The following is a 19,524-nucleotide window of genomic DNA, read 5'->3' on the forward strand; positions in this document are numbered from 1 at the left end:
GTCTAGGCAAAGTGGTTCTCGATTAGAGAAGGGCCGATGCTTAGAGACTGGTGATAGAAATCATGACCCAGTTTCAACGACTTGACCCTAGTCACTTTGGGCTTAAGCAATTAATTGGAGTGATCGCCATTGCTAAAATTATTTCTAGTCGCCTCATCGGCTGGATGCAAATGATTAAGGGAGGCTGAGCTCAGCTGGAGTGTGGAAGGCCAAGTGAAAATGCCAATTACGCTGTGGATGAGAGATGACGCCTACTTTCGGCAGTGGTTCAAAGGTATCGGTCGTCGTACAGTTCATTGTTATGGACCCAAAGATTATTGATCCTCGTTTCGCTCCGATCGATACGGTGAATTGATGTGAGGAACAGATTCTCTCCTCCTCCAGCAGGATTGTTGTTGATTCGAGGACTTGGCCACAGTGGAACCACTGTGCTTGATATGGCTCTTGGTTCGCATCCAAAGATGCTTGGCCTTGGTGAGGCCGTAAGGATTGTTCGCAAGCCGACCCCTTCTGAGTCAGGTAAGGGTCCAGCTCGCCTGCGTGGACAGGAACGTTTTGAGCGCCGTTGCACTTGTGGAGCCTTTGCGGCTGAGTGCCTTGTGTGGGGAGATTTTTTGCCCTGGTTGTCAGATCATGATGCCGATCGTGATGAAGACAAGCTCGTTGAATTGCTTCATCGGGTGGAAGGATTCGCTGCACAAACTTCGGAGCAGCCATTGCATTGGGTTATTGATTCCTATCAAGCAGACCGAGTCATGCCTGATCGCCTGCGAAACGTCCAGCCATCAAGACCGGTGAAAGTTGTCCTGCTCGTGCGTGATGTGCGTTCTTGGGTGCACTCTGAGGCGAGACGAAGTAAGGGAAAGCGTCTTTTCCCTGTTTTACGTGGATTGTTGCGTTGGTGGCGTGTGAACTCTTTGCTGGAAAAAGATTTGAAAGCTTCAGGTTGTGACGTGTTTTGCTTGGGTTATGAGGAGTTGGCTTTGGCTCCCGAGCAGAGCTTGGGAAGGTTGTGTAATTGGATGGGTCTGGACTTTGTTGAAACGATGTTGACGCCTGGAGGTTCATCTCGAAGTCATATTTTGTCGGGGAATCGTATGCGTTTCGATCCCGATCGCTCCGCTCGAATTTGTTATGACAGCGCCTGGTTGTCTAGCGCATCATTTTTGCTGGGCTGTGCTTTGTTGGTTCCGCCCATTGCAGCGATGAATCGACGGTTGGTGTACAGCCAGGGAGTGCTTGGTCAAAGTTGGCCCCTAAGACCGAGCCAGCGAAGGAGTTCTTCAGGGGAAGGTCGTAGGGACAAGCCCCAATAGGGCTCAATAAGAGCGCGCACTGCCTGTTGCTGCTTTGGTTGAGGCTTGGAGAGGATCTGTCTCAATTCAGAGCTGAGTCGTTGCCTTTCTTCCCATTCGGCAGCTTCTTCAGCTGCTTTGTCTGAGGAAAGATGGCTGAGGTCTTGTTCTGCATCAACGTCGATCCAGTGCAGTTGTTTGTTGAGGGCCACGGCATAGCCGAGATGGGTACCGAAGGCATTGCTCGCTAACCCATCACAGAGCTCAAGAAGCGTGCGTAGAGCATCCAAAAACCAGGGGTTGGAGCGATGTCCATTGCAGGCTGGAATCCAGTGTTTCGGTAGTGGCAGCATCTCAGGATCTTTCCAATGCCGGAGCCACACAACCTGTTCATAGTTGTGCTCTTCAACTAATGCTTTTATCGCGACAACACAGGCTTGCTGGTCCATGGAGCGCTCTACCTGATCCCAGCTATGGGCCAATACCACCAAAAGCGTTTTCCCCCACCGTTGGCGTTGACTTTCCAGTTGGGTATTGGTGAGCAGTGGTTGAGCAAATTGAATCCAGGGTCCGATCGCATGGGCAGGCACCTGGTGTTGTTCGCGCAGCCAACGGGCGCGTAAGGGACCCATGCACAGATATCCACGATGGGCCCAGCCTTTGGGCGTCTCGAAGCGGGCACCTTCGGACACCTTCAGACCATGTTCGAGCAGCACCGGAAGCGGCGGGCCGATGAGTGGAGTCCCTGCATAGCGCTTGAGTTGAATGTCATGCCCATAGTGGTGAGATGAAGCCTCTCTTTCCCGGCGATTGGGCGTAAAAAATGCTTTGCGGGCGGAGGGATTTTGAAAGTGGTTTCGATGCCAGAGATCGCTACAGAGGTTGGGTTGTAGCGGCTGACCTTGGTAGGCCTGATGCACCAGACCTCTCCATGCGGATAAGGCTTCCCATTCGGTTCTGGCGATGCGTTGCCTGAGCAGACGGCGGCTGAAGCCGATGGCTGACCAACGGAACTGGTCTCGAACCATGAGGTCGTTATCCTCCGCGGGATCTTGGATCACTGCCCTTTCAGCCTATGAGGGTTAGGTTCACAGCAATCTTGATGCAATCGCCCATGGCCAACGTTCAACTCGGTGAGATCACGATTGGCAATGACCGCCCATTCGTGTTGCTGGGCGGTGTGAACGTTTTGGAGGATGAGGCTTTTGCTTTGGATTGCGCTGGCCACTACAAGCTGGTGTGCGAACGCCTTGGCATCCCCTTGGTTTTTAAGGCCTCGTATGACAAGGCCAATCGTTCATCCATTTATTCCTATCGCGGGCCTGGGGTTGAGAAAGGGCTCGAGATTCTTCAGGCGGTCAAAGACACCCATGGCATTCCGGTCATTACCGATGTGCACAGCCCAGAAGAAGCAGCTGAGGCGGCCAAGGTGGCAGACATCATTCAATTGCCGGCTTTTTTGGCAAGGCAGACCGATTTGGTCCGTGCGATGGCTGAGACGGGCCGCGTGATCAACATTAAAAAGCCTCAATTCCTGAGCCCAGAGCAAATGGGCAACCTGGTTGAGAAGTTCCGGGAATGTGGCAACGAGCAATTGCTGCTATGTGAGCGCGGATCCAATTTCGGCTACGACAATCTTGTTGTTGACATGCTCGGCTTCGGGGTGATGAAGCGCTGCTGCGATGACTTGCCCGTGATCTTTGATGTCACGCATGCGCTTCAGTGTCGCGATCCAGCCGGGGCGGCTTCCTCGGGTCGTCGTGCGCAGGTTTTAGAGCTGGCTCGGGCTGGGATGGCAGTGGGCTTGGCAGGCTTGTTTCTTGAAGCCCATCCCAATCCAGACCATGCTCGTTGTGACGGTCCGAGTGCTCTCCCATTGGCTCAGTTGGAGCCATTCCTGATGCAGGTGAAGGCCGTCGATGATCTCGTTAAGAGTCTTCCACCGCTTGTGATTTCTTGAAATTAAGTCCCGGTATCAAGTTGGCGGGCAAACGCCTTAATCTCCAGACGTCTATAGGAACCGTTTGATGGCCAGCGTGCAGCCGCTGCCGATTTTTATTGGTTATGACCCTCGCGAGCGGGCGGCGACCAATGTTTTGATCGACAGCCTTTATCAGCACAGTTCGGTTCCTTTAGCAATCACTCCGTTAGTGACACCGCAATTGGAGGCGCAAGGGCTGTTTTGGCGTGCGCGTGAGCCGAAGCAGAGCACGGCCTTTTCGTTTACGCGATTTTTGGTGCCCCATCTGATGGGTTACCAGGGTTGGGCGCTGTTTATGGATTGCGACATGCTCTGCCGCACTGATATCAAAGCGTTGTGGGATTTGCGCGATGAGCGCTATGGAGCGATGTGCGTGCAGCACGAGCATGTACCGGGTGAAACTGTGAAGTTCCTTGGAGAGGTTCAGAGCGCCTACCCCAAGAAAAATTGGAGTTCTTTGATGCTGCTCAATTGCAGTCGTTGCACCAAGCTCACGCCGGATTACGTCAATACCGCTTCAGGCCTTGAATTACATCGCTTCCACTGGCTTGGTGGTGACGATGCAATCGGTGCTGTTGATGCGGGTTGGAATCACCTTGTGGATGTGCAGCCTGCTCCGACGGCCTCAACACTTGATGGTGGCCCTTGTTTGTTGCATTGGACGCTGGGAGGCCCTTGGTTTCGAGAGCAGCGCACGATGGGCGGCCTCTTGGCGGCTGAATGGTTTGGTGCTCGAGATGACGCTATGAAGCTTTGGGATTAAGGGATATGGCGATTGAACGCAATGTTGTAGCTGTTCCTGCGCGGCTTCAATCGTCGCGGCTCCCCAATAAGGTTTTGGCGGATATCGGCGGCCAGCCGATGATTCAGAGGGTTCTTGAGCGCTGCCGTGAGGCGCAAGGTCCTTGCTCGGTTGTGCTTTGCACCGACAGTTTGCAACTTCAGCAGTTGGCGCAGGAATGGGGCTTTCCGGTGTTGATCACAGCCGAAACATGTAGTTCTGGCAGCGAGCGGATTGCTTCTGTCGCTGATGCTTTGGTGGCTCTGGCCTGGGAGGAAGATCTGGACACATGGGATCCACTGCTGCGATCGAAGCGTTTGTCTCAAACGGCAGTGATCAATGTTCAGGGAGATCAGCCCTTTCTGGACCCTTTGATCGTCACCAAAATGGTTCGCGAGTTTCAGGAACGGGAGTTGCCTCCTGCTGTGGTGACTCCGGTATATCGCCTTACGTCCAATACGATCCACAATCCAGCAGTTGTCAAAACATTGTTGGCCTCTGACGGCCGAGCGTTGTATTTTTCACGATCTGCGATTCCCCACGTAAGAGATATAGATCCAGAGCTCTGGCATCTACATGCCCCCTATTGGGGGCATGTAGGGATGTATGGCTTCCGCGCGGATGTATTGGCCGGTTGGAACGGGTTGCCTCTTTCTCCATTGGAAGATCTGGAGCGTTTAGAGCAACTCAGGTTGATTGAGGCAGGTTATGAGATCGCTACTTTTGTGGTTGAGGGCACATCTCTTTCCGTGGATACTGCGGAGCAGTTAGAGATGGCACGTCAATTGGCGATGCAAGACCAGTAAATATCTAAAAGAAACTCGACGTGAAGATCTCTTTGGCGATCACTATTTGCAACCTAAAAACAATTTGGCCTGTTGGGTTCGCAATCACGGTTTGTTCTGTTGTGTTTCAAGAAGGTGGACGTTGATGTTAGAGAATGTGTGGTACTGGCAGGATCGTGTTCAGGCTATTGAGCTTTGGATTCTGAATGTAATGAGCTAACTATGCATGAGTATCAGAATTGTTTAGTCCGGGTATGTTTTTCTAGGCTGGCAGAGCAGCTTTTGTATTTGTGTTGGCCTTGTTGTTAGGCAAGATTTGTCGATGCAATCTTTTGCGGCTGTTATCTTTTGGTGGTGATTTTCGTTATGAGCTAAAGGAAAGGCCTTTGACTTTATCTAAAGAGTGTGATTGAGGTTGCCATGGGCCGAGGGATGCCGTCTTTGATTTTTCTTTAATGTTGCATGTTTCAATCAAGCAGGGGTGTGGTCCTCGTCAGTAATGGGTGGCTGTTGATTAGTCATTGCGATCAATCCAGCCTCGACTGCGGATTTTTTTGAGATCTCCTCTCTGTTGCAGAATCCGCTCGGCGAGTTCACGTACGGCTCCTCGACCGCCGTCGTGTTGAAGCACGGCATCGCTCTGAAGGCGTAGGGGTTTGCAGCCATCGGCTGGTGCGATCAGAAGTCGCACGTAATGGCGTACCGCCAGGTCGTTGAGGTCATCACCCACAAAGGCGGTGGTTGTTGCCCTGACGCCAACATCCCGCTGCAATTGGCTCAAGGCTGCTGGTTTGTCTTTGATGCCAACTAGGCAATGCTCAATTCCGAGTTGGCGTGCCCTGGCTTCTGTGGCACCACCACGTCCACCACTGAGAAAAGCCAATTGGATGCCAGCTTGTTGCAGCAAGCGCAGTCCGAGCCCATCGCGTACATCAAAACGTTTGAGGAGTTGTCCGTGAGGGTCCAGCCAGAGGCCGCCATCGGTGAGCACTCCATCTACATCCAAGACCAGTAGTTGAACGTCTCTGAGTGCCTGGCGTTGTTGAAGCCAGAGCCATTCCCGCCAGAGCCATCGCATCAGTTGCTCCTCATCCCAGGCCGGCTTGCACTAAATCATGCAGACGCAGCAGGCCTTGGAGTTGACCTTGGTCGCTCACCACTGGGAGTACGGCAATGGGTTTGCGTCGATTGTGTTCCATTCGCTTCAGCGCTTCCACGGCCAGGACTCCTTTGTTCACCGTGATCGGGTCTGACGTCATTAGATCTAGAGCCGTGAGTGTTGACCATTGGGCGGGCCTGTGGTCTTGCAGAGCGCGTCGCAGGTCGCCATCGGTGATAAGTCCGATTAGCGCTCCAGGTGCATCCTGGCTTTCGACCCAGCCGCTGCCGATCCCATCGCTAGTGAGGTGCCCTATCACCTCTGCCAACGGTGTTTCGGGGTGGAGGGAGTGCAGTCGAGTGACCGGCACCATCAAATCGGCCACCGTCATGGTGAGCTGTTTCCCGAGGGATCCTGCGGGGTGGTTGATGGCGAAATCAGCGGGTGAAATCCCGCGTCGTTCCATCCAAACGGCGGCAAGAGCGTCCCCGATGGCCATTGCTACGGCCGTGCTGGCGGTTGGTGCCAGATTGAGGGGGCAAGCTTCTCGATCCACACTGGCTTCCAGCACTACATCGCTGCCTTGCGCGAGTGATGATTCAACTCGACCGACCAGGGCGATTCGGGCTGTGCCTCGGCGCGTGAGGTGAGGAAGCACTTCTAAGAGCTCGGCGGTTTCTCCGCTGTTGGAGAGCAGCAGACAGACATCGTCTGGGGCGACGACCCCTAGATCCCCGTGCAAGGCATCAAGGGGATTGAGGTAAAGCGCCATCAAGCCGATAGACGAAAAGGTGGCTGCGATCTTGCGCGCGACGATGCCACTTTTGCCCACGCCGGTGATTACGAGCTTCGCTTTGCGGTCGGCACAACGCTCCAAGAGCTCGAGCGCTTTCTCAGTCTCCTCATGGCTCAGGCGTGAGGCTGCAGAGGCGATCGCAGCAGCTTCTTCTTGCAAGCAGCGTGTGAGTGCGGACAAGCGTTTCAGGCTCGAATATTTATATTCTCGTGCACGTATGGATCAGTCAGGCTCAGACCAACTGAACAGATATGGACTCTTGGTTGGTTGAGCACTTAAGGGCTGCCGTGCCCTGGATGAATGTCCTCATCCCTTCGTCACGGTTTGGCTCCTTCCTCTGCGTTGCGGCCTCAAACTCTCCACGCGTCTTCCCAATCCACTTGCGCAAGGATTATTTCTTGTTTTGTTGATACGTGTCGCTTTGGTTGAATCCACCCGGCTGAAGACAGTGTTGCAGCAATTGGTACCTGGATACCTGTTGGCGATTCCTTGGTGGGTAGCGTCTGTTCCCAGTTCGTCAGATCGCTCACATACCATCAGCCAATGAGTTTTCTCGCCGGTCTCAACGACGCCCAAAAGCGGGCGGTTGATCACTATGAAGGTCCTCTTCTGGTGGTTGCTGGAGCAGGGAGCGGCAAGACCAGGGCGCTGACCCATCGAATTGCCCATTTAATTGGTGAGCATGGGGCCGATCCGGCCCAGATCTTGGCGGTGACCTTCACCAATAAGGCCGCCCGAGAGATGAAGGAGCGGTTGGAACTACTTCTGGCGCAACGCCTCGCTCAAAGTCAATTTGGTCAACCCTGGAGCACGCTTCCTCCGGTGGAGCAGCGCCAGTTGCGCACGCGGATTTATCGCGAGGTCACGAAAGAATTATGGATCGGCACCTTCCATGCCTTGTTTGCACGGATGTTGCGTTTCGATATTGATAAGTTTAAGGATCCAGAAGGCCTCACCTGGACGAAGCAATTCTCCATTTATGACGAGGCGGATGCTCAGAGTTTGGTGAAGGAGATTGTGACCCAAGAGTTGCAGCTTGATCCAAAACGTTTTGAGCCCAAAAAAGTGCGTTGGGCAATTAGTAACGCCAAAAATCAAGGTTGGTCGCCCGATGATTTAGAGGCCAACGCCGAGGGGCAACGGGGCAAGCTCAGCGCTGATGTATACAGGCGCTATCGCAAGGCTCTAGCTGCAAACAATGCCCTCGATTTTGATGACCTTCTGCTCTTGCCCGTGCAGTTGCTTCAGCAAAATGAGCAAGTGCGTGGGTATTGGTATCGCCGGTTTCGGCATGTGCTTGTCGATGAATATCAAGATACGAATCGCACCCAGTATGAGTTGATCAAGCTGTTGGTGACGGATGGAAAAGAGCCGCAACAAGTGGATGATTGGTCCGGCCGCTCAGTGTTTGTGGTGGGTGATGCGGACCAAAGTATTTACAGCTTTCGTGCCGCCGATTTCACGATCTTGATGGGTTTTCAGGACGACTTTGGTGACAAAGCTCCTGATGATGTCACCCGCACAATGGTGAAATTAGAGGAAAATTATCGTTCCACCGCCACGATTTTAGAAGCGGCTAATGCGCTGATTTCAAATAACAGCGAGCGGATCGATAAGGTGCTGCGCCCCACGCGTGGTGAGGGTGAGTTGATCTCACTCACCCGCTGCGATGACGAAATCGCCGAAGCGGAAGCGGTGGTGCATCGGATGCGAATGATGGAGGCCGCCAATCCAGATCTCAGCTGGAAAGACATGGCCGTGCTGTATCGCACCAATGCCCAGTCCCGAGCGATTGAAGAATCCCTGGTGCGTTGGCGCATCCCCTACGTGGTGGTGGGGGGTCTGCGTTTTTACGACCGTCGCGAAATCAAAGACCTTTTGGGCTACCTACGCCTCCTGATCAACCCCGCCGACACCGTCAGCTTGCTGCGGGTGATCAACGTGCCCAAGCGCGGGATCGGTAAAACCACCATTCAGCGCTTAACCGACGCCGCGAATCAGCTGGGGATCCCGCTCTGGGATGTGGTCAGCGATCCCGAGGCGGTGCGCTCCCTGGGAGGCCGGTCCGCCAGAGGGCTGCTTCAATTCTGTGAATTGATCAACAGCATGAAGGAGCGAATTCATGTTGCGACCCCATCCGAACTCATCCAAGAGGTGATGGAAAAGAGCGGATATGTGAGCGAGTTGATCGCTGATGGTTCCGATGAGGCCGAAGAGCGCCGCCGCAACCTCCAGGAGTTGGTGAATGCGGGTCTCCAATATCAGGAAGAAAATGATGAGGGAGACCTCGAGGGATTTCTGGCCTCCGCCGCGCTCGCCAGTGATGCGGACAGCAAGGACACGGCGGCAGACAGGGTCACCTTGATGACGTTGCACAGCAGCAAGGGACTCGAATTTCCCGTGGTGTGCCTGGTTGGGCTGGAGCAGGGGTTGTTCCCTAGCTATCGCTCCCTGGATGATCCAGCGTCGCTGGAGGAGGAGCGCCGGCTTTGTTACGTCGGCATCACCCGCGCAAAAGAGCGCTTATTCATCTCCCACGCCAGTGAACGGCGCTTGTGGGGCGGAATGCGCGAGCCGGCGATGCCCAGCGTGTTTCTGTCCGAATTGCCGGAAGGTCTTGTTCAGGGCGATGTCCCTCGAAGCGGAGGAGCGGCGCTACGGCGTGAGCAGCGCCTCGAGCGACTTACCCGCGTGGACCGCAATGACTCACAACGGGTGGCCTCGGGTGGAGCATCTGGAGCGCCAGCCAATGCCGTGCGTCGCCGCCAGGCCGGGCCAGCCCCAGGGAAAAGCTGGAGTGTGGGCGATCAGGTGGTCCATGCCAGCTTCGGGGTCGGGGAGATCACCCACACCTTTGGTAGTGGCGAAAAGGTGTCGATTGCTGTGAAATTTGCGGGCATGGGGCCCAAAATTCTTGACCCGCGCTTGGCACCCATCGAGCCTGCTGGAGGCTGAGTGGGTGGAGCGTCCAGGCCTTCCATCTCAGCTTTTGCCGGCGCTTCAGGCCATCGCATCTGCAGCTGGAGTGTTCCGCTTAGCCCTTGTGGGTGGTGCTGTCCGTGATGCCTTGCTGCATGATCAGCACTGCGATCCATGGCGAGACCTGCCGGATCTGGATTTGGTCCTGGAGGGCTCGGCCTCCGAGTTGGCGGCAGCGCTGGAGCGGTACTACGGAGATCAGCGGGTGAAGGAAGTTCGCATCCACGATGCCTACGGCACCGCTGAGCTGTCGTTCGATGGTGTGTTGCTCGATCTCGCTGGGGCGCGGCGAGAGCATTACCCGGCTCCAGGCGAAAACCCTGTGGTGGAAAGCGGCTCCTTGGAACGAGATCTCGAGCGCCGGGATTTCACGGTGAACGCGATGGCCTTGGAGCTGTCGCTCTCTGGTGATGGTGAGCCATGGCTCTTGGATCCGCACGGCGGCCAGGCCCATCTGGCGCGCCGAGAACTTGCCTTCTTGCACGCCTGCAGCGTGGCCGATGACCCCACAAGGGTGGTTCGGGCCTGCCGTTATGCCGCGCGCTTGGCGTTCGTTTTGGCACCAGAAGCGCAGCAGCAGATCACCCAAACGCTCGAGGCCTGGCCTTGGTCATGGACCCACGGCGATCCGCCTGCTGCTGCTCCTCCTGCTCTCGCCACGCGGCTGCGCATGGAATTAGAGCTGCTTTTTGCACAAGAGCCATGGCCTGAGGCTCTGATCGCTCTGCAGTCCTGGGGAGCTTTGAGTCTGCTGGACCCTGCCCTGCAGGCTGATCCCCGCCTGATTCGGCGTTTGCTTCAGGCCCAGCGGCTGCAGCTGCCTTTGTTGCCTGCGCTTGTGGCTGGAGCGGCTGACCCGCTGGAACTTGCGGCTCGGCTGCAGCTGCCGCAGCAACAGCTGCGCTGGTTGCAGCAGATGCAGGCGCTCAGCGCTTGGCTGCCAGCCAACGCGTGCGAGGACGCCTCGGCTGGCTGGACGGCGGAGGAATGGTGTGATGTCTTGGAGCAGCAGGCCTGGGGTGCGGAAGCGGTGGCGTTGCTGGTGAGTCAGAACCCGGCGCAGAAAAGACCGTTGTTGCGCTGGTGGGGGCGCTGGCGCCATTGCACCTCTCCACTCACTGCTAAGGATCTGTTGGCCCAGGGTTGGCAGCCGGGCCCAGCGCTTGGAGCGGAATTGCAGCGCTTGCGTCGGCAGCGGCTGCGCGCGATGCGCTGACCACACCAATGCGATGCCACGGCGTGTTGTTGGCTTGGAGCAACGCATCCGCCATCGCTCCGGAACAGCTCAGCAGCAGCGGTCCGCAGGTCTGGGGATCCACCAGCAGTTCGAGCATCGCTTGCTGATCCTCGGGATCAACGCCGCGACCTGCGCCAGCAAGGCTCACCTTCGCGGGATGGTCTTGGCTGGGATCCAGCAACGACCAGGCCCTGCGGTTGGCTGGCGCCAAGCTGCTCGCGTACTTCTTTTTCAAGAGCTTTAAGGCTCCAGGCAAGGCGGGAATCGCCGAGCCATCGAGCACCACTTGCAGGCTTTGCCTGCTGGCCTGGAGCATTTCACCGAGATGGCCAAGCAGACCAAAACCAGTCACATCGGTGCAGCTGGGTTGCGCCTTGGCCTTGGTCTTGGCTTCAAGGCTGATTAGCTCCTGCAGCTGTTCAACGATGGGGTGTTGGCTCGTCCCCATTTGCGTCAAGGCATGGTCGAGATCCTCAGGTTGGGCGGCACCGGCCATGGCCGCGGCAAACAGCACGCCTGTGCCGAGTGGTCGGGAGAGCAGGAGCTGATCTCCCGGCTGCAAACCTCCTTTCTTCCAGGGGTGAGCGGCGCGTTTGCCATTCACAGTCAGGCTCACTTGTAGCCCGAGCGACAGAGGGGTGGGAGCCTCTGCGCGAGCCTCCAAGGTGTGTCCGCCAATCAGCCTGGCCCCTTGTGGCTCGAAGGCAGAACGCAGTCCCGACAGGGTTTGGCTCAGCAACTCCTGCTGCAGTGCCGAGGCTGTTTTGGGCAAGGTGATCACGGCCATGGCTGAATCCACGCTGCTGCCACAGGCCCAGAGGTCAGAGCTGGCGTGCAAGGCGGTGAGCCGGCCATTGAGCCATGGATCACTGATCAAGGCAGGGAAGCCGTCCACGCTTTGCAGCCAGTCGTTGCCAAGGCTGGCGGCGTCTTCCGGTGAGCTTCCGAGCGCTTTCAGGCCAGCCGCTTCAAGGGCTGCTTCCAGTGGGGCAGCAGGGAGCTTGGCCGCGCAGCCGCGGCAGTCCATGGGTCCTGAGCTCATGGCTGGAGCCTGATCAAACCGTGCCATGAACTGGCGGTCGATGCGTTGTTTCCAGCGCCAAATCCAGGGGTGGGGACCGATCTGCATTCCTCCCCATAGCGCCCAAGCGTGGGGGTAGCCCTCTGGATGCACCCCACCAAGCAGTTGCAAGACCCGGCGTTGAGGACGCCAGTGGCGCAACGGATCACCTTGGCTCCAGGCCTGGAGATTGTGCGCCAAGGTGGTGGCAGCGCGAACGGCCCACACGCCAGACGGGGGACGGGGTTTGTCGGCTACGACCGCGCAGTCCCCGGCCGCAAAAATCGCTGGCTGCCCCAGCACCTGAAGGCTGGAATGGGTCCGTACCCGCCCGCTCTCTGGGCAACAGGGCAGGCCGCTGGAGTGGAGCCACTCAGGGGCTTGGCTGCCCGTACAGCGCAGCCCTGGCCCGGATGGGTTGAGGGCGGTATTTGGTAGCACTTCAATCCTCACCTGGTTGAGACTGGAGAGCAGCTGGCTCGGAGCCGTTTCAGGCCGATGCAGGAGTTGCAGCCTGCGTTTAGGCCAGCGCTGCCGCAAGGCCAAGGCCACCTCCATGGCCGCGAGGCCGCTTCCTAGCAGTTGGAAGGAAGTGGAGGTCGGGTCATGGCCGTTGTTCAACGTGTCCAGTGCTGGTTCCAGGGGCTTGATCGCCAGCAGAGGTCCTGGTCGTGTGTCTCCGCCCACGTTGATGCTCAGTTGGCTGAAGCTCAGGGCAGGCCGGTTCCGCAATTGCAGCTGCTGTTGCCTCACATTCACACCGGTGATCTCGGCGATCACCAGCGCAACGCCGGCTCGATCGCACAGGCGGCGGAGGTCAACGGCGACATCAGAGCGTTTGTAGTGGCCTGCGATCAGGCCGGGAATCATCCCGGAATAGAGCGTTGAGCTCTGCCGGTTCACCAAGGTGATCAATCCAGCTGGTCGCCGTTGCGGATGCATGCACCAATCGAGAAGCACCAGGGCGTGGCTGTGCCCACCTCCCGCCAGCACGAGATGGTGAAAGCCCGTCAGAGGCATGCCTCTCCATAGCCATTGGGATTGGCCTTTTGCCAAGCCCAGCCATCACGGCAGATGTCCGTGAGCGAGCGTTGCGTCCGCCAATCGAGCTGTTGGGCTGCCAGGTTTGGTTTGGCCACGGTGATCGCTGCATCGCCAGGTCGCCTAGGAGCAATTCGATAGGGAATCACCTGGTGGCTTGCCGCTTCCATGGCTTTCACCACATCCAGCACGCTCGCTCCCTGCCCGCTGCCCAGGTTGAGAGTTAGCAATTGGGGATCAGAGCTGAGCAGGGAATGGAGCGCTTCTCGGTGACCTTCGGCGAGGTCCATTACGTGGATGTAGTCGCGCACTCCGGTTCCATCCGGCGTCGGCCAGTCATCACCAAACACGGTGAGTTCGGGCCGGCGCCCAACGGCCACCTGCGTGATGAACGGGAACAAATTGTTGGGGATGCCATTGGGGTCTTCCCCAATTCGGCCACTGGGATGGGCGCCTACTGGATTGAAGTAGCGCAACCGGGCAATGCGCCAGCCACCCTCGCTGGCTTGGATCGGTTCAGGGTTGCCGCTGCAGCCCGCCACATCGGCGAGCAGCGCTTCTGCGGCTTGTTTGCTGGCGCCATAGGGATTGATCGGCTGGATCGGAGCTGTTTCCGGAATCGGCACTTGATCCGGGTAGCCGTAAAGGGTGGCGCTACTGCTGAACACCACCGTGCGGCAGTGGTGCTTGTCCATTGCGCTGAGCAGGCGCTGCGTTCCAGCAACGTTCACATCCCAGTAGCGCAGGGGCTGTTGCACCGATTCACCCACAGCCTTGAGTCCCGCAAAATGAATCACCGCGTCAATCGGTTGGCCGAATGCCTTGGCGCTTGCAAAGAGTGCATCCAGGCATGGGGCGTCCCTGATATCTCCCTCGACCAGGGTGAATACCTCAGGTGCCGATACCAGTGTTGACTGAGCGCGCAGCAAGCGAGTGCCTGCGAGTTCGGCGACCCGCTCCAGGGCGGCGGCTGAGCTGTTGCTGAAATCGTCGAGCACCAGCAGTTGATGACCCGCTTCCAGAAGCACGAGGCAGGTATGGCTGCCAATGAAGCCGGCTCCGCCCGTAATCAGCAGCTGGGCCATTGATCCATCCCTTTCCCTAAGCATTCTGAGGGAGATAGGGCCGATTCAGGTTGTGAAACGGCAGACTGGCTCTGGAATGGTGATGGCGTTTTGAGTCAGCTGCAGACGTTGCGCGGCATGGTTGATCTGCTGCCTGAGCAGACAAGACGTTGGCAGGCTGTCGAGTCGGTGGCGCGCGAACACTTTCGTTGCGCAGGCGTAGACGAAATTCGTACCCCGTTGCTCGAATTCACGGACCTGTTTGCGCGGGGCATTGGTGAGGCCACGGATGTGGTGGGCAAGGAGATGTACACCTTTGTGGATCGGGGCGACCGCTCTTGCACCCTGCGTCCAGAAGGCACCGCCTCTGTGGTGAGAGCAGCCCTCCAGCATGGTTTGCTCACCCAAGGAACGCAGCGCCTGTGGTACGGCGGTCCGATGTTCCGTTATGAACGTCCTCAGGCCGGCCGTCAGCGCCAGTTTCACCAGATTGGCGTGGAATTCCTCGGGGCCAGCAGCCCGCGTAGTGATGTTGAGGTGATTGCTCTGGCCTGGGACCTTCTCTCTGCTTTAGGGATTCAAGGCCTCAAGCTCGAGATCAACAGCCTCGGCACTCCTGAGGATCGTCAGCGCTTTCGCACTGAGCTGGTGGGCTGGCTCGAGCAGCGGGTTGAACAGTTAGATCCAGACTCCCAGGAGCGCCTCAGCACCAACCCCCTGCGCATTCTTGACAGCAAAAATAAGGGCACCCAGCTGCTGTTGAACGAGGCTCCAACGTTGTTAGGGGCCCTCAGCGAGGAAAGTATCCATCGCTTTGATGAGGTGCGCGCCCTGCTCACCGCGCTGCAGATTCCCTATCAACTCAATCCCCGCTTGGTGCGCGGCCTTGATTACTACGGCCACACCGCCTTTGAAATCACCAGCGATCAACTCGGTGCCCAGGCCACGGTCTGTGGCGGTGGTCGTTATGACGGCCTGATCGAGCAGTTGGGTGGCCTCGCCACACCCGCAATCGGCTGGGCCTTAGGGATGGAGCGGCTGTTGCTGGTGATCGCCGCTGCTGCGCAAGCCGATCCAGGTGGACCTGCCGCTCGGCTCACAGCAACCTCAGCGCCGCTGGTGTATCTCATCAATCGCGGTGAGCAGGCGGAGCCTCAAGCGTTGACCTTGGCCCGGAAATTACGGGCGGCAGGCCTCGCTGTTGAGCTGGATGGCTCGAGCGCGGCGTTCGGTAAGCAGTTCAAGCGTGCTGATCGCTCAGGGGCGCCATGGGCTGTGGTGCTTGGCGATGAAGAGGCGCTGGCAGGCCAGTTGCGGTTGAAGTCCTTGCGGGGTGAGGGTGAGGAACAGCAACTCAGCTGGGAGGACGCCCTGTCTTACCTGACAAAACAGCGATAATCTGCCGAGATCAAAGACGGCGCCATAGTTTTTCCGATGAGCAGCAATCCCTCCATTCGATCGATTTGCTGTATCGGCGCTGGCTATGTGGGTGGCCCCACCATGGCGGTGATCGCCGATCGTTGCCCGGATGTGAAGGTCACGGTTGTGGATATCAATCAGGACCGGATTGCTGCTTGGAACAACAGCGATCTTTCCAAGTTGCCTGTGTATGAGCCAGGCCTCGATGCGGTGGTGGAGCGGGCACGCGGCCGCAATTTGTTTTTCTCCACGGCCGTGGAGGAAACGATTGCAACGGCAGACATGGTGTTTATTTCCGTGAACACACCCACCAAGACCAAGGGCTTGGGAGCAGGACAGGCCAGTGATCTGCGCTGGGTGGAAGCCTGCGCGCGCACGGTGGCGAAGGCGGCTGTGGGCCACACGATTGTGGTGGAGAAAAGCACCCTTCCGGTGAGAACGGCGGAAGCCGTCAAGGCGATTTTGGGCTCTGTTGATGCATCAGCGGATCTGAAAACCTTTTCGGTGCTCTCCAATCCTGAATTTTTGGCAGAGGGGACGGCGATTCGCGATCTGGCAAGCCCTGATCGCGTCTTGATCGGTGGGGACAATGCCGAAGCGATCGATGCTTTGGCAGAGATCTACAGCCAGTGGGTGCCTGAAGAGAAGATTCTGCGCACCAATTTGTGGAGCAGCGAGCTGTCCAAGCTCACCGCTAATGCCTTTCTTGCGCAGAGAATTAGTTCGATCAACTCCGTTGCAGCCCTGTGTGAGGCCACTGGTGCTGATGTGCGCGAGGTGGCGAAGGCGATCGGCACTGATAGCCGGATTGGACCCAAATTTCTAAGTGCAGGCCCTGGTTTTGGTGGCAGCTGTTTCCAGAAAGACATCCTCAATTTGGTCTACCTCTGTCGCCATTTCGGGTTGCCGGATGTGGCCGACTATTGGGAGAGCGTGGTTCTGCTCAACACCTGGCAACAGCACCGCATCGCCCGCTTGGTGGTGCAGAAATTGTTTGGCACGGTGACGGGCAAGCGTTTGGCTGTTTTGGGCTTTGCGTTTAAGGCGGACACCAACGACACGCGCGAGGCCCCAGCAATTCGAATTTGCAGAGACCTGCTGGAAGAGGGGGCCCAGCTGGCCATTCATGACCCGAAGGTGGATCCGGAACAGATCAGCCGCGATTTAAACCTGATTGCAAGCAGCGAACCGCAGGCGGATGCCGGACCAACGCGTGGGGCCTTAAGCGGGGAGGCCACCTGGTGGCCGAGCACCGATGAGGCATCAGCGCTGCAGGGTGCCGATGCCGTGCTGATCCTCACGGAGTGGCAACAATACCGGGAGCTGGATTGGGTGGAATTGGCGCCTTTGATGCGCAAACCGGCGTGGGTGTTTGATGCTCGCGGGGTTGTTGACTCGAAACAAGTTGAATCTGCAGGTTTAAATATTTGGCGTGTTGGCGAGGGTGAGCCGTGAGCCCGTTGTCGTCTCAGTTGTCTTCACGACCGATCCTGGTCACAGGTGCGGCTGGCTTCATCGGAGCCGCGTTGTGCGAGCGACTGCTCCAACGCGGCGACCGTGTGATCGGCATTGACAATCTCAATGACTACTACGACCCAGCCCTGAAGCAGGCACGCCTTGTTCGCATCGAGGCGCTGGCCGCGCCAACCGCTGGAGCTTGGGGCTTCCAACGCCTGGCCTTAGAAGACGGCGAGGCCTTGCTCAAGCTGTTCGCGGATGAGAAACCGCGTGTGGTGGTGAATCTTGCCGCCCAGGCGGGTGTTCGCTACTCGCTGGAAAATCCAGCTGCCTACATCCAGAGCAATTTGGTGGGTTTTGGCCACATCCTTGAAGGTTGTCGTCATCACGACGTTGAGAATTTGGTCTACGCCTCGAGCAGCTCGGTGTATGGCGGCAACCGCAACTTGCCGTTCCACGAACAGCAAGCGGTGAATCACCCCGTGAGTCTCTATGCGGCCAGCAAGAAAGCCAATGAATTAATGGCGCACACCTACAGCCATCTGTATGGGTTGCCAGCCACTGGCCTGCGCTTTTTTACGGTCTACGGCCCATGGGGCAGACCGGATATGGCTCCAATGTTGTTTGCCAGGGCGATCTTGGCGGGCGAAGCGATCAAGGTGTTCAATTACGGCAAAATGCAGCGTGATTTCACTTATATCGACGACATCGTGGAGGGCGTGTTGCGCTGCTGCGACAAGCCAGCCACGACGAACCCTGACTTTGATCCGATGCAGCCTGACCCGGCCACTGCCGCTGCACCCCATCGTGTGTTCAATATCGGCAACAGTCAGCCCACCGAACTGCTCCGTTTCATTGAGGTGATGGAACAGGCGTTGGGCAGGGAAGCAATCAAGGATTTTCAGCCGATGCAGCCCGGTGATGTGGTGGCCACGGCTGCAAACACAGAGGGTTTAGAAGCTTGGGTGGGCTTCAAGCCTTCCACCCCGATTGAAGAAGGCATCCAACGGTTTGCTGATTGGTATCAGCATTTTTATCAACTGTAGAAGCGTTTTCCGTCCACCCGTTTTTGTTGGTGCCTGCGGGCTTGCTTGCGGGTGTATTCACTCACGGTTGGATTGGCCACGCTGGGGTCAACATGGGCGACCTGCTCCCACAGATGCTGGGGCGCCCAGCGCACGTTGTATTGATCAGGGGAATGTTTGGTGATGTGGCACCAATGGTTGCTGCTGCATTGTTCGCAGAACAACTCCTCAAGCCACTCGTTGCTTAAGACAAACACTGGATAAGCATTAATCACGAGTCGCGCGGTTTTGGCAGCCATGCCACGTTGCTGCAGGGCTTCTGCGCTCAATAAATGCAAAAAATATTTTTTTCCGTTTCCGCGCAGGATTTGGTCTTGGTGCACCGGGCACACCAACTGCCGGCCTTTGGGACGTCTGTTGCGAGATCTCTGCGTTGTCTGACGCTGATTGACTGAAGAGGCCAATGAGAATCATTTGAATCTGTCTTTAAGCTATGCCCGCTTCCGCCGTTGGATCAGCCCAAAAGAACATTTTTCGCTTGAGAAGACGCTTTATGCACGATTTGAATAATCCAGCAAGTGTCGCCCCTGGTTAATCCTTTTATCTGGGCATAAAAAATCCCGTTTATAGCAAAGCAATAAACGGGGGATTACGCTTAAAAATTTGGATCGTGGTTAGGCAGAACCTACGCCCACATAGGAGCCGTAGAAAAACAGGCCCACAACAAAGATCACTGCCATGCCGCCTGCTGTGGCAACAAGCCAAAGAGGAAGCGTGCCTTCAGTCCAGCGAGACTTCCAGGCAACTGCAGGCCGGCCGTCGGGAAGACGATCCGGAATGCGACCGTCTGGCAGATTGGATTTCTTACCGCTCATGATTCAGGCCTTCAGTTGAAGAAGTAGCTGGAGAAAAGGATTCCAGTCGTAAAAACAATCAACAGTCCTAAATAAAGACTGGTTCGGTTCAGCTCAACCGGAAGATTGTTGGGGTTTTGATTGCGCTCCATGGAGATTTCGTTGGGTAGTTAGCGGCGAATAAACTGCATCGCAGCTAGGGCACCCAAGAAAAAAACTGTGGGAACACCCAAGGTGTGCAAAGCGAGCCAACGCACCGTAAAAATTGGGTAATTGCGAGGCGTTGAGGTGGCGGGAGTCTGTGTCATGGCTTATTTCAAGCGCAGGTCGAGTTCAGATTTGCCCTCAAAACGCTGGCTCACAACCGGAGCCTTGCTTTCAGAGGCTTGAAAATAAGCATCTGGACGAGGTGTGCCGAAGGCGTCGTAAGCGAGACCTGTAGACACAAAAAGGAACCCAGCCAAGAAAATCGATGGCAAGGTAATCGCATGAATCACCCAGTAGCGAATACTGGTGATGATTTCAAAAAACGGGCGTTCCCCGGTGGAGCCGGCAGCCATAGCGTCGGGCGTATCAGCTAATTGATCTTAGGGCAGCTGCCCCGAACTCGCGCTGCTCACACCGCACTGGTTACAGAGCGTTGTCAGAGC

Annotated in this window: 20 protein-coding genes; 10 read left to right on the forward strand and 10 right to left on the reverse strand. The window is 56.9% G+C overall.

All coding sequences use genetic code 11. The features are described 5' to 3' along the window. The first annotated feature begins 62 nt into the window (after positions 1-62). Positions 63-188, forward strand: coding sequence for a hypothetical protein (locus SynSYN20_RS14405; protein WP_255476326.1), 126 nt, complete (start codon positions 63-65; stop codon positions 186-188). Positions 189-395: 207 nt separating this feature from the next. After that, positions 396-1,316: a sulfotransferase gene (locus tag SynSYN20_RS01315; protein WP_255476327.1), complete on the forward strand. Its 921-nt coding sequence runs from the start codon at positions 396-398 to the stop codon at positions 1,314-1,316. On the opposite strand, the gene SynSYN20_RS01320 is transcribed toward SynSYN20_RS01315, so the two are convergent. Further along, entirely contained in the window at positions 1,244-2,356 is a 1,113-nt protein-coding gene (locus SynSYN20_RS01320; protein WP_186524425.1) for a hypothetical protein, read from the reverse strand. The two genes, SynSYN20_RS01315 and SynSYN20_RS01320, sit on opposite strands and share 73 nt — an antisense overlap. Positions 2,357-2,409: 53 nt before the next feature. Here SynSYN20_RS01320 and kdsA point away from each other — a divergent pair, with 53 nt between their 5' ends. The 3 genes from kdsA (at position 2,410) to kdsB (ending at position 4,863) form a co-directional block, all read left to right on the forward strand. Beyond that, positions 2,410-3,255 (forward strand): 3-deoxy-8-phosphooctulonate synthase, encoded by an 846-nt coding sequence (gene kdsA / locus SynSYN20_RS01325; RefSeq protein WP_186524426.1) that lies wholly within the window; start codon positions 2,410-2,412, stop codon positions 3,253-3,255. A gap of 67 nt (positions 3,256-3,322) precedes the next feature. Then, entirely contained in the window at positions 3,323-4,039 is a 717-nt protein-coding gene (locus SynSYN20_RS01330; RefSeq protein ID WP_186524427.1) for a glycosyltransferase, read from the forward strand. Between the two features lie 5 nt (positions 4,040-4,044). Beyond that, positions 4,045-4,863, forward strand: a complete 819-nt coding sequence (gene kdsB / locus SynSYN20_RS01335; protein WP_186524428.1) for a 3-deoxy-manno-octulosonate cytidylyltransferase — start codon at positions 4,045-4,047, stop codon at positions 4,861-4,863. A 493-nt stretch (positions 4,864-5,356) separates the two neighbouring features. Here the strand turns inward: kdsB and SynSYN20_RS01340 are convergent, their stop codons facing one another. Beyond that, on the reverse strand, positions 5,357-5,920 hold the full coding sequence (locus SynSYN20_RS01340; RefSeq protein ID WP_186524429.1) for an HAD family hydrolase: 564 nt from the start codon (positions 5,918-5,920) through the stop codon (positions 5,357-5,359). 10 nt (positions 5,921-5,930) lie between these two features. Then, positions 5,931-6,917 carry an SIS domain-containing protein gene (locus SynSYN20_RS01345; RefSeq protein ID WP_186524430.1) on the reverse strand — a complete coding sequence of 329 codons (987 nt, stop codon included), beginning with the start codon at positions 6,915-6,917 and terminating at the stop codon, positions 5,931-5,933. 363 nt (positions 6,918-7,280) lie between these two features. Here SynSYN20_RS01345 and SynSYN20_RS01350 point away from each other — a divergent pair, with 363 nt between their 5' ends. Beyond that, positions 7,281-9,692 (forward strand): UvrD-helicase domain-containing protein, encoded by a 2,412-nt coding sequence (locus SynSYN20_RS01350; RefSeq protein ID WP_186524431.1) that lies wholly within the window; start codon positions 7,281-7,283, stop codon positions 9,690-9,692. Then, on the forward strand, positions 9,652-10,932 hold the full coding sequence (locus tag SynSYN20_RS01355) for a CCA tRNA nucleotidyltransferase (RefSeq protein ID WP_255476328.1): 1,281 nt from the start codon (positions 9,652-9,654) through the stop codon (positions 10,930-10,932). Before SynSYN20_RS01350 ends, SynSYN20_RS01355 begins: the two co-directional genes overlap by 41 nt. Here SynSYN20_RS01355 and selD read toward each other — a convergent pair. Together selD and galE are read right to left on the reverse strand one after the other, a co-directional pair. Further along, entirely contained in the window at positions 10,838-13,033 is a 2,196-nt protein-coding gene (selD, locus tag SynSYN20_RS01360) for a selenide, water dikinase SelD (protein WP_186524432.1), read from the reverse strand. The genes SynSYN20_RS01355 and selD overlap by 95 nt on opposite strands. Next, positions 13,024-14,139: a UDP-glucose 4-epimerase GalE gene (gene galE / locus SynSYN20_RS01365; RefSeq protein WP_186524433.1), complete on the reverse strand. Its 1,116-nt coding sequence runs from the start codon at positions 14,137-14,139 to the stop codon at positions 13,024-13,026. The genes selD and galE overlap by 10 nt, the downstream gene beginning before the upstream one ends. Before the next feature lie 90 nt (positions 14,140-14,229). Here galE and hisS point away from each other — a divergent pair, with 90 nt between their 5' ends. The 3 genes from hisS to SynSYN20_RS01380 are packed head-to-tail and all read left to right on the forward strand — an operon-like array spanning position 14,230 to position 18,041. Next, complete coding sequence (gene hisS, locus SynSYN20_RS01370; RefSeq protein ID WP_186524434.1) at positions 14,230-15,516, forward strand: histidine--tRNA ligase; 1,287 nt, start codon at positions 14,230-14,232, stop codon at positions 15,514-15,516. Positions 15,517-15,552: 36 nt separating this feature from the next. Then, positions 15,553-16,992: a nucleotide sugar dehydrogenase gene (locus SynSYN20_RS01375; RefSeq protein ID WP_186524435.1), complete on the forward strand. Its 1,440-nt coding sequence runs from the start codon at positions 15,553-15,555 to the stop codon at positions 16,990-16,992. Then, positions 16,989-18,041, forward strand: a complete 1,053-nt coding sequence (locus SynSYN20_RS01380) for an NAD-dependent epimerase (RefSeq protein ID WP_304623039.1) — start codon at positions 16,989-16,991, stop codon at positions 18,039-18,041. Before SynSYN20_RS01375 ends, SynSYN20_RS01380 begins: the two co-directional genes overlap by 4 nt. On the opposite strand, the gene SynSYN20_RS01385 is transcribed toward SynSYN20_RS01380, so the two are convergent. From SynSYN20_RS01385 to psbE, 5 genes are all read right to left on the reverse strand, one after another. After that, complete coding sequence (locus SynSYN20_RS01385; protein ID WP_186524436.1) at positions 18,032-18,484, reverse strand: hypothetical protein; 453 nt, start codon at positions 18,482-18,484, stop codon at positions 18,032-18,034. The two genes, SynSYN20_RS01380 and SynSYN20_RS01385, sit on opposite strands and share 10 nt — an antisense overlap. A gap of 210 nt (positions 18,485-18,694) precedes the next feature. Beyond that, positions 18,695-18,895, reverse strand: coding sequence for a photosystem II reaction center protein J (locus tag SynSYN20_RS01390; RefSeq protein ID WP_011618220.1), 201 nt, complete (start codon positions 18,893-18,895; stop codon positions 18,695-18,697). An 11-nt stretch (positions 18,896-18,906) separates the two neighbouring features. Beyond that, on the reverse strand, positions 18,907-19,026 hold the full coding sequence (locus SynSYN20_RS01395; RefSeq protein ID WP_186517718.1) for a photosystem II reaction center protein L: 120 nt from the start codon (positions 19,024-19,026) through the stop codon (positions 18,907-18,909). A gap of 18 nt (positions 19,027-19,044) precedes the next feature. Then, positions 19,045-19,182 carry a cytochrome b559 subunit beta gene (psbF, locus tag SynSYN20_RS01400; RefSeq protein ID WP_006853745.1) on the reverse strand — a complete coding sequence of 46 codons (138 nt, stop codon included), beginning with the start codon at positions 19,180-19,182 and terminating at the stop codon, positions 19,045-19,047. Positions 19,183-19,185: 3 nt separating this feature from the next. Continuing rightward, positions 19,186-19,434 (reverse strand): cytochrome b559 subunit alpha, encoded by a 249-nt coding sequence (psbE, locus tag SynSYN20_RS01405; protein WP_186524437.1) that lies wholly within the window; start codon positions 19,432-19,434, stop codon positions 19,186-19,188. Positions 19,435-19,524: the final 90 nt, after the last annotated feature.

It is taken from the genome of Synechococcus sp. SYN20, assembly GCF_014279555.1.
Classification (GTDB): Bacteria; Cyanobacteriota; Cyanobacteriia; order PCC-6307; family Cyanobiaceae; genus Synechococcus_C.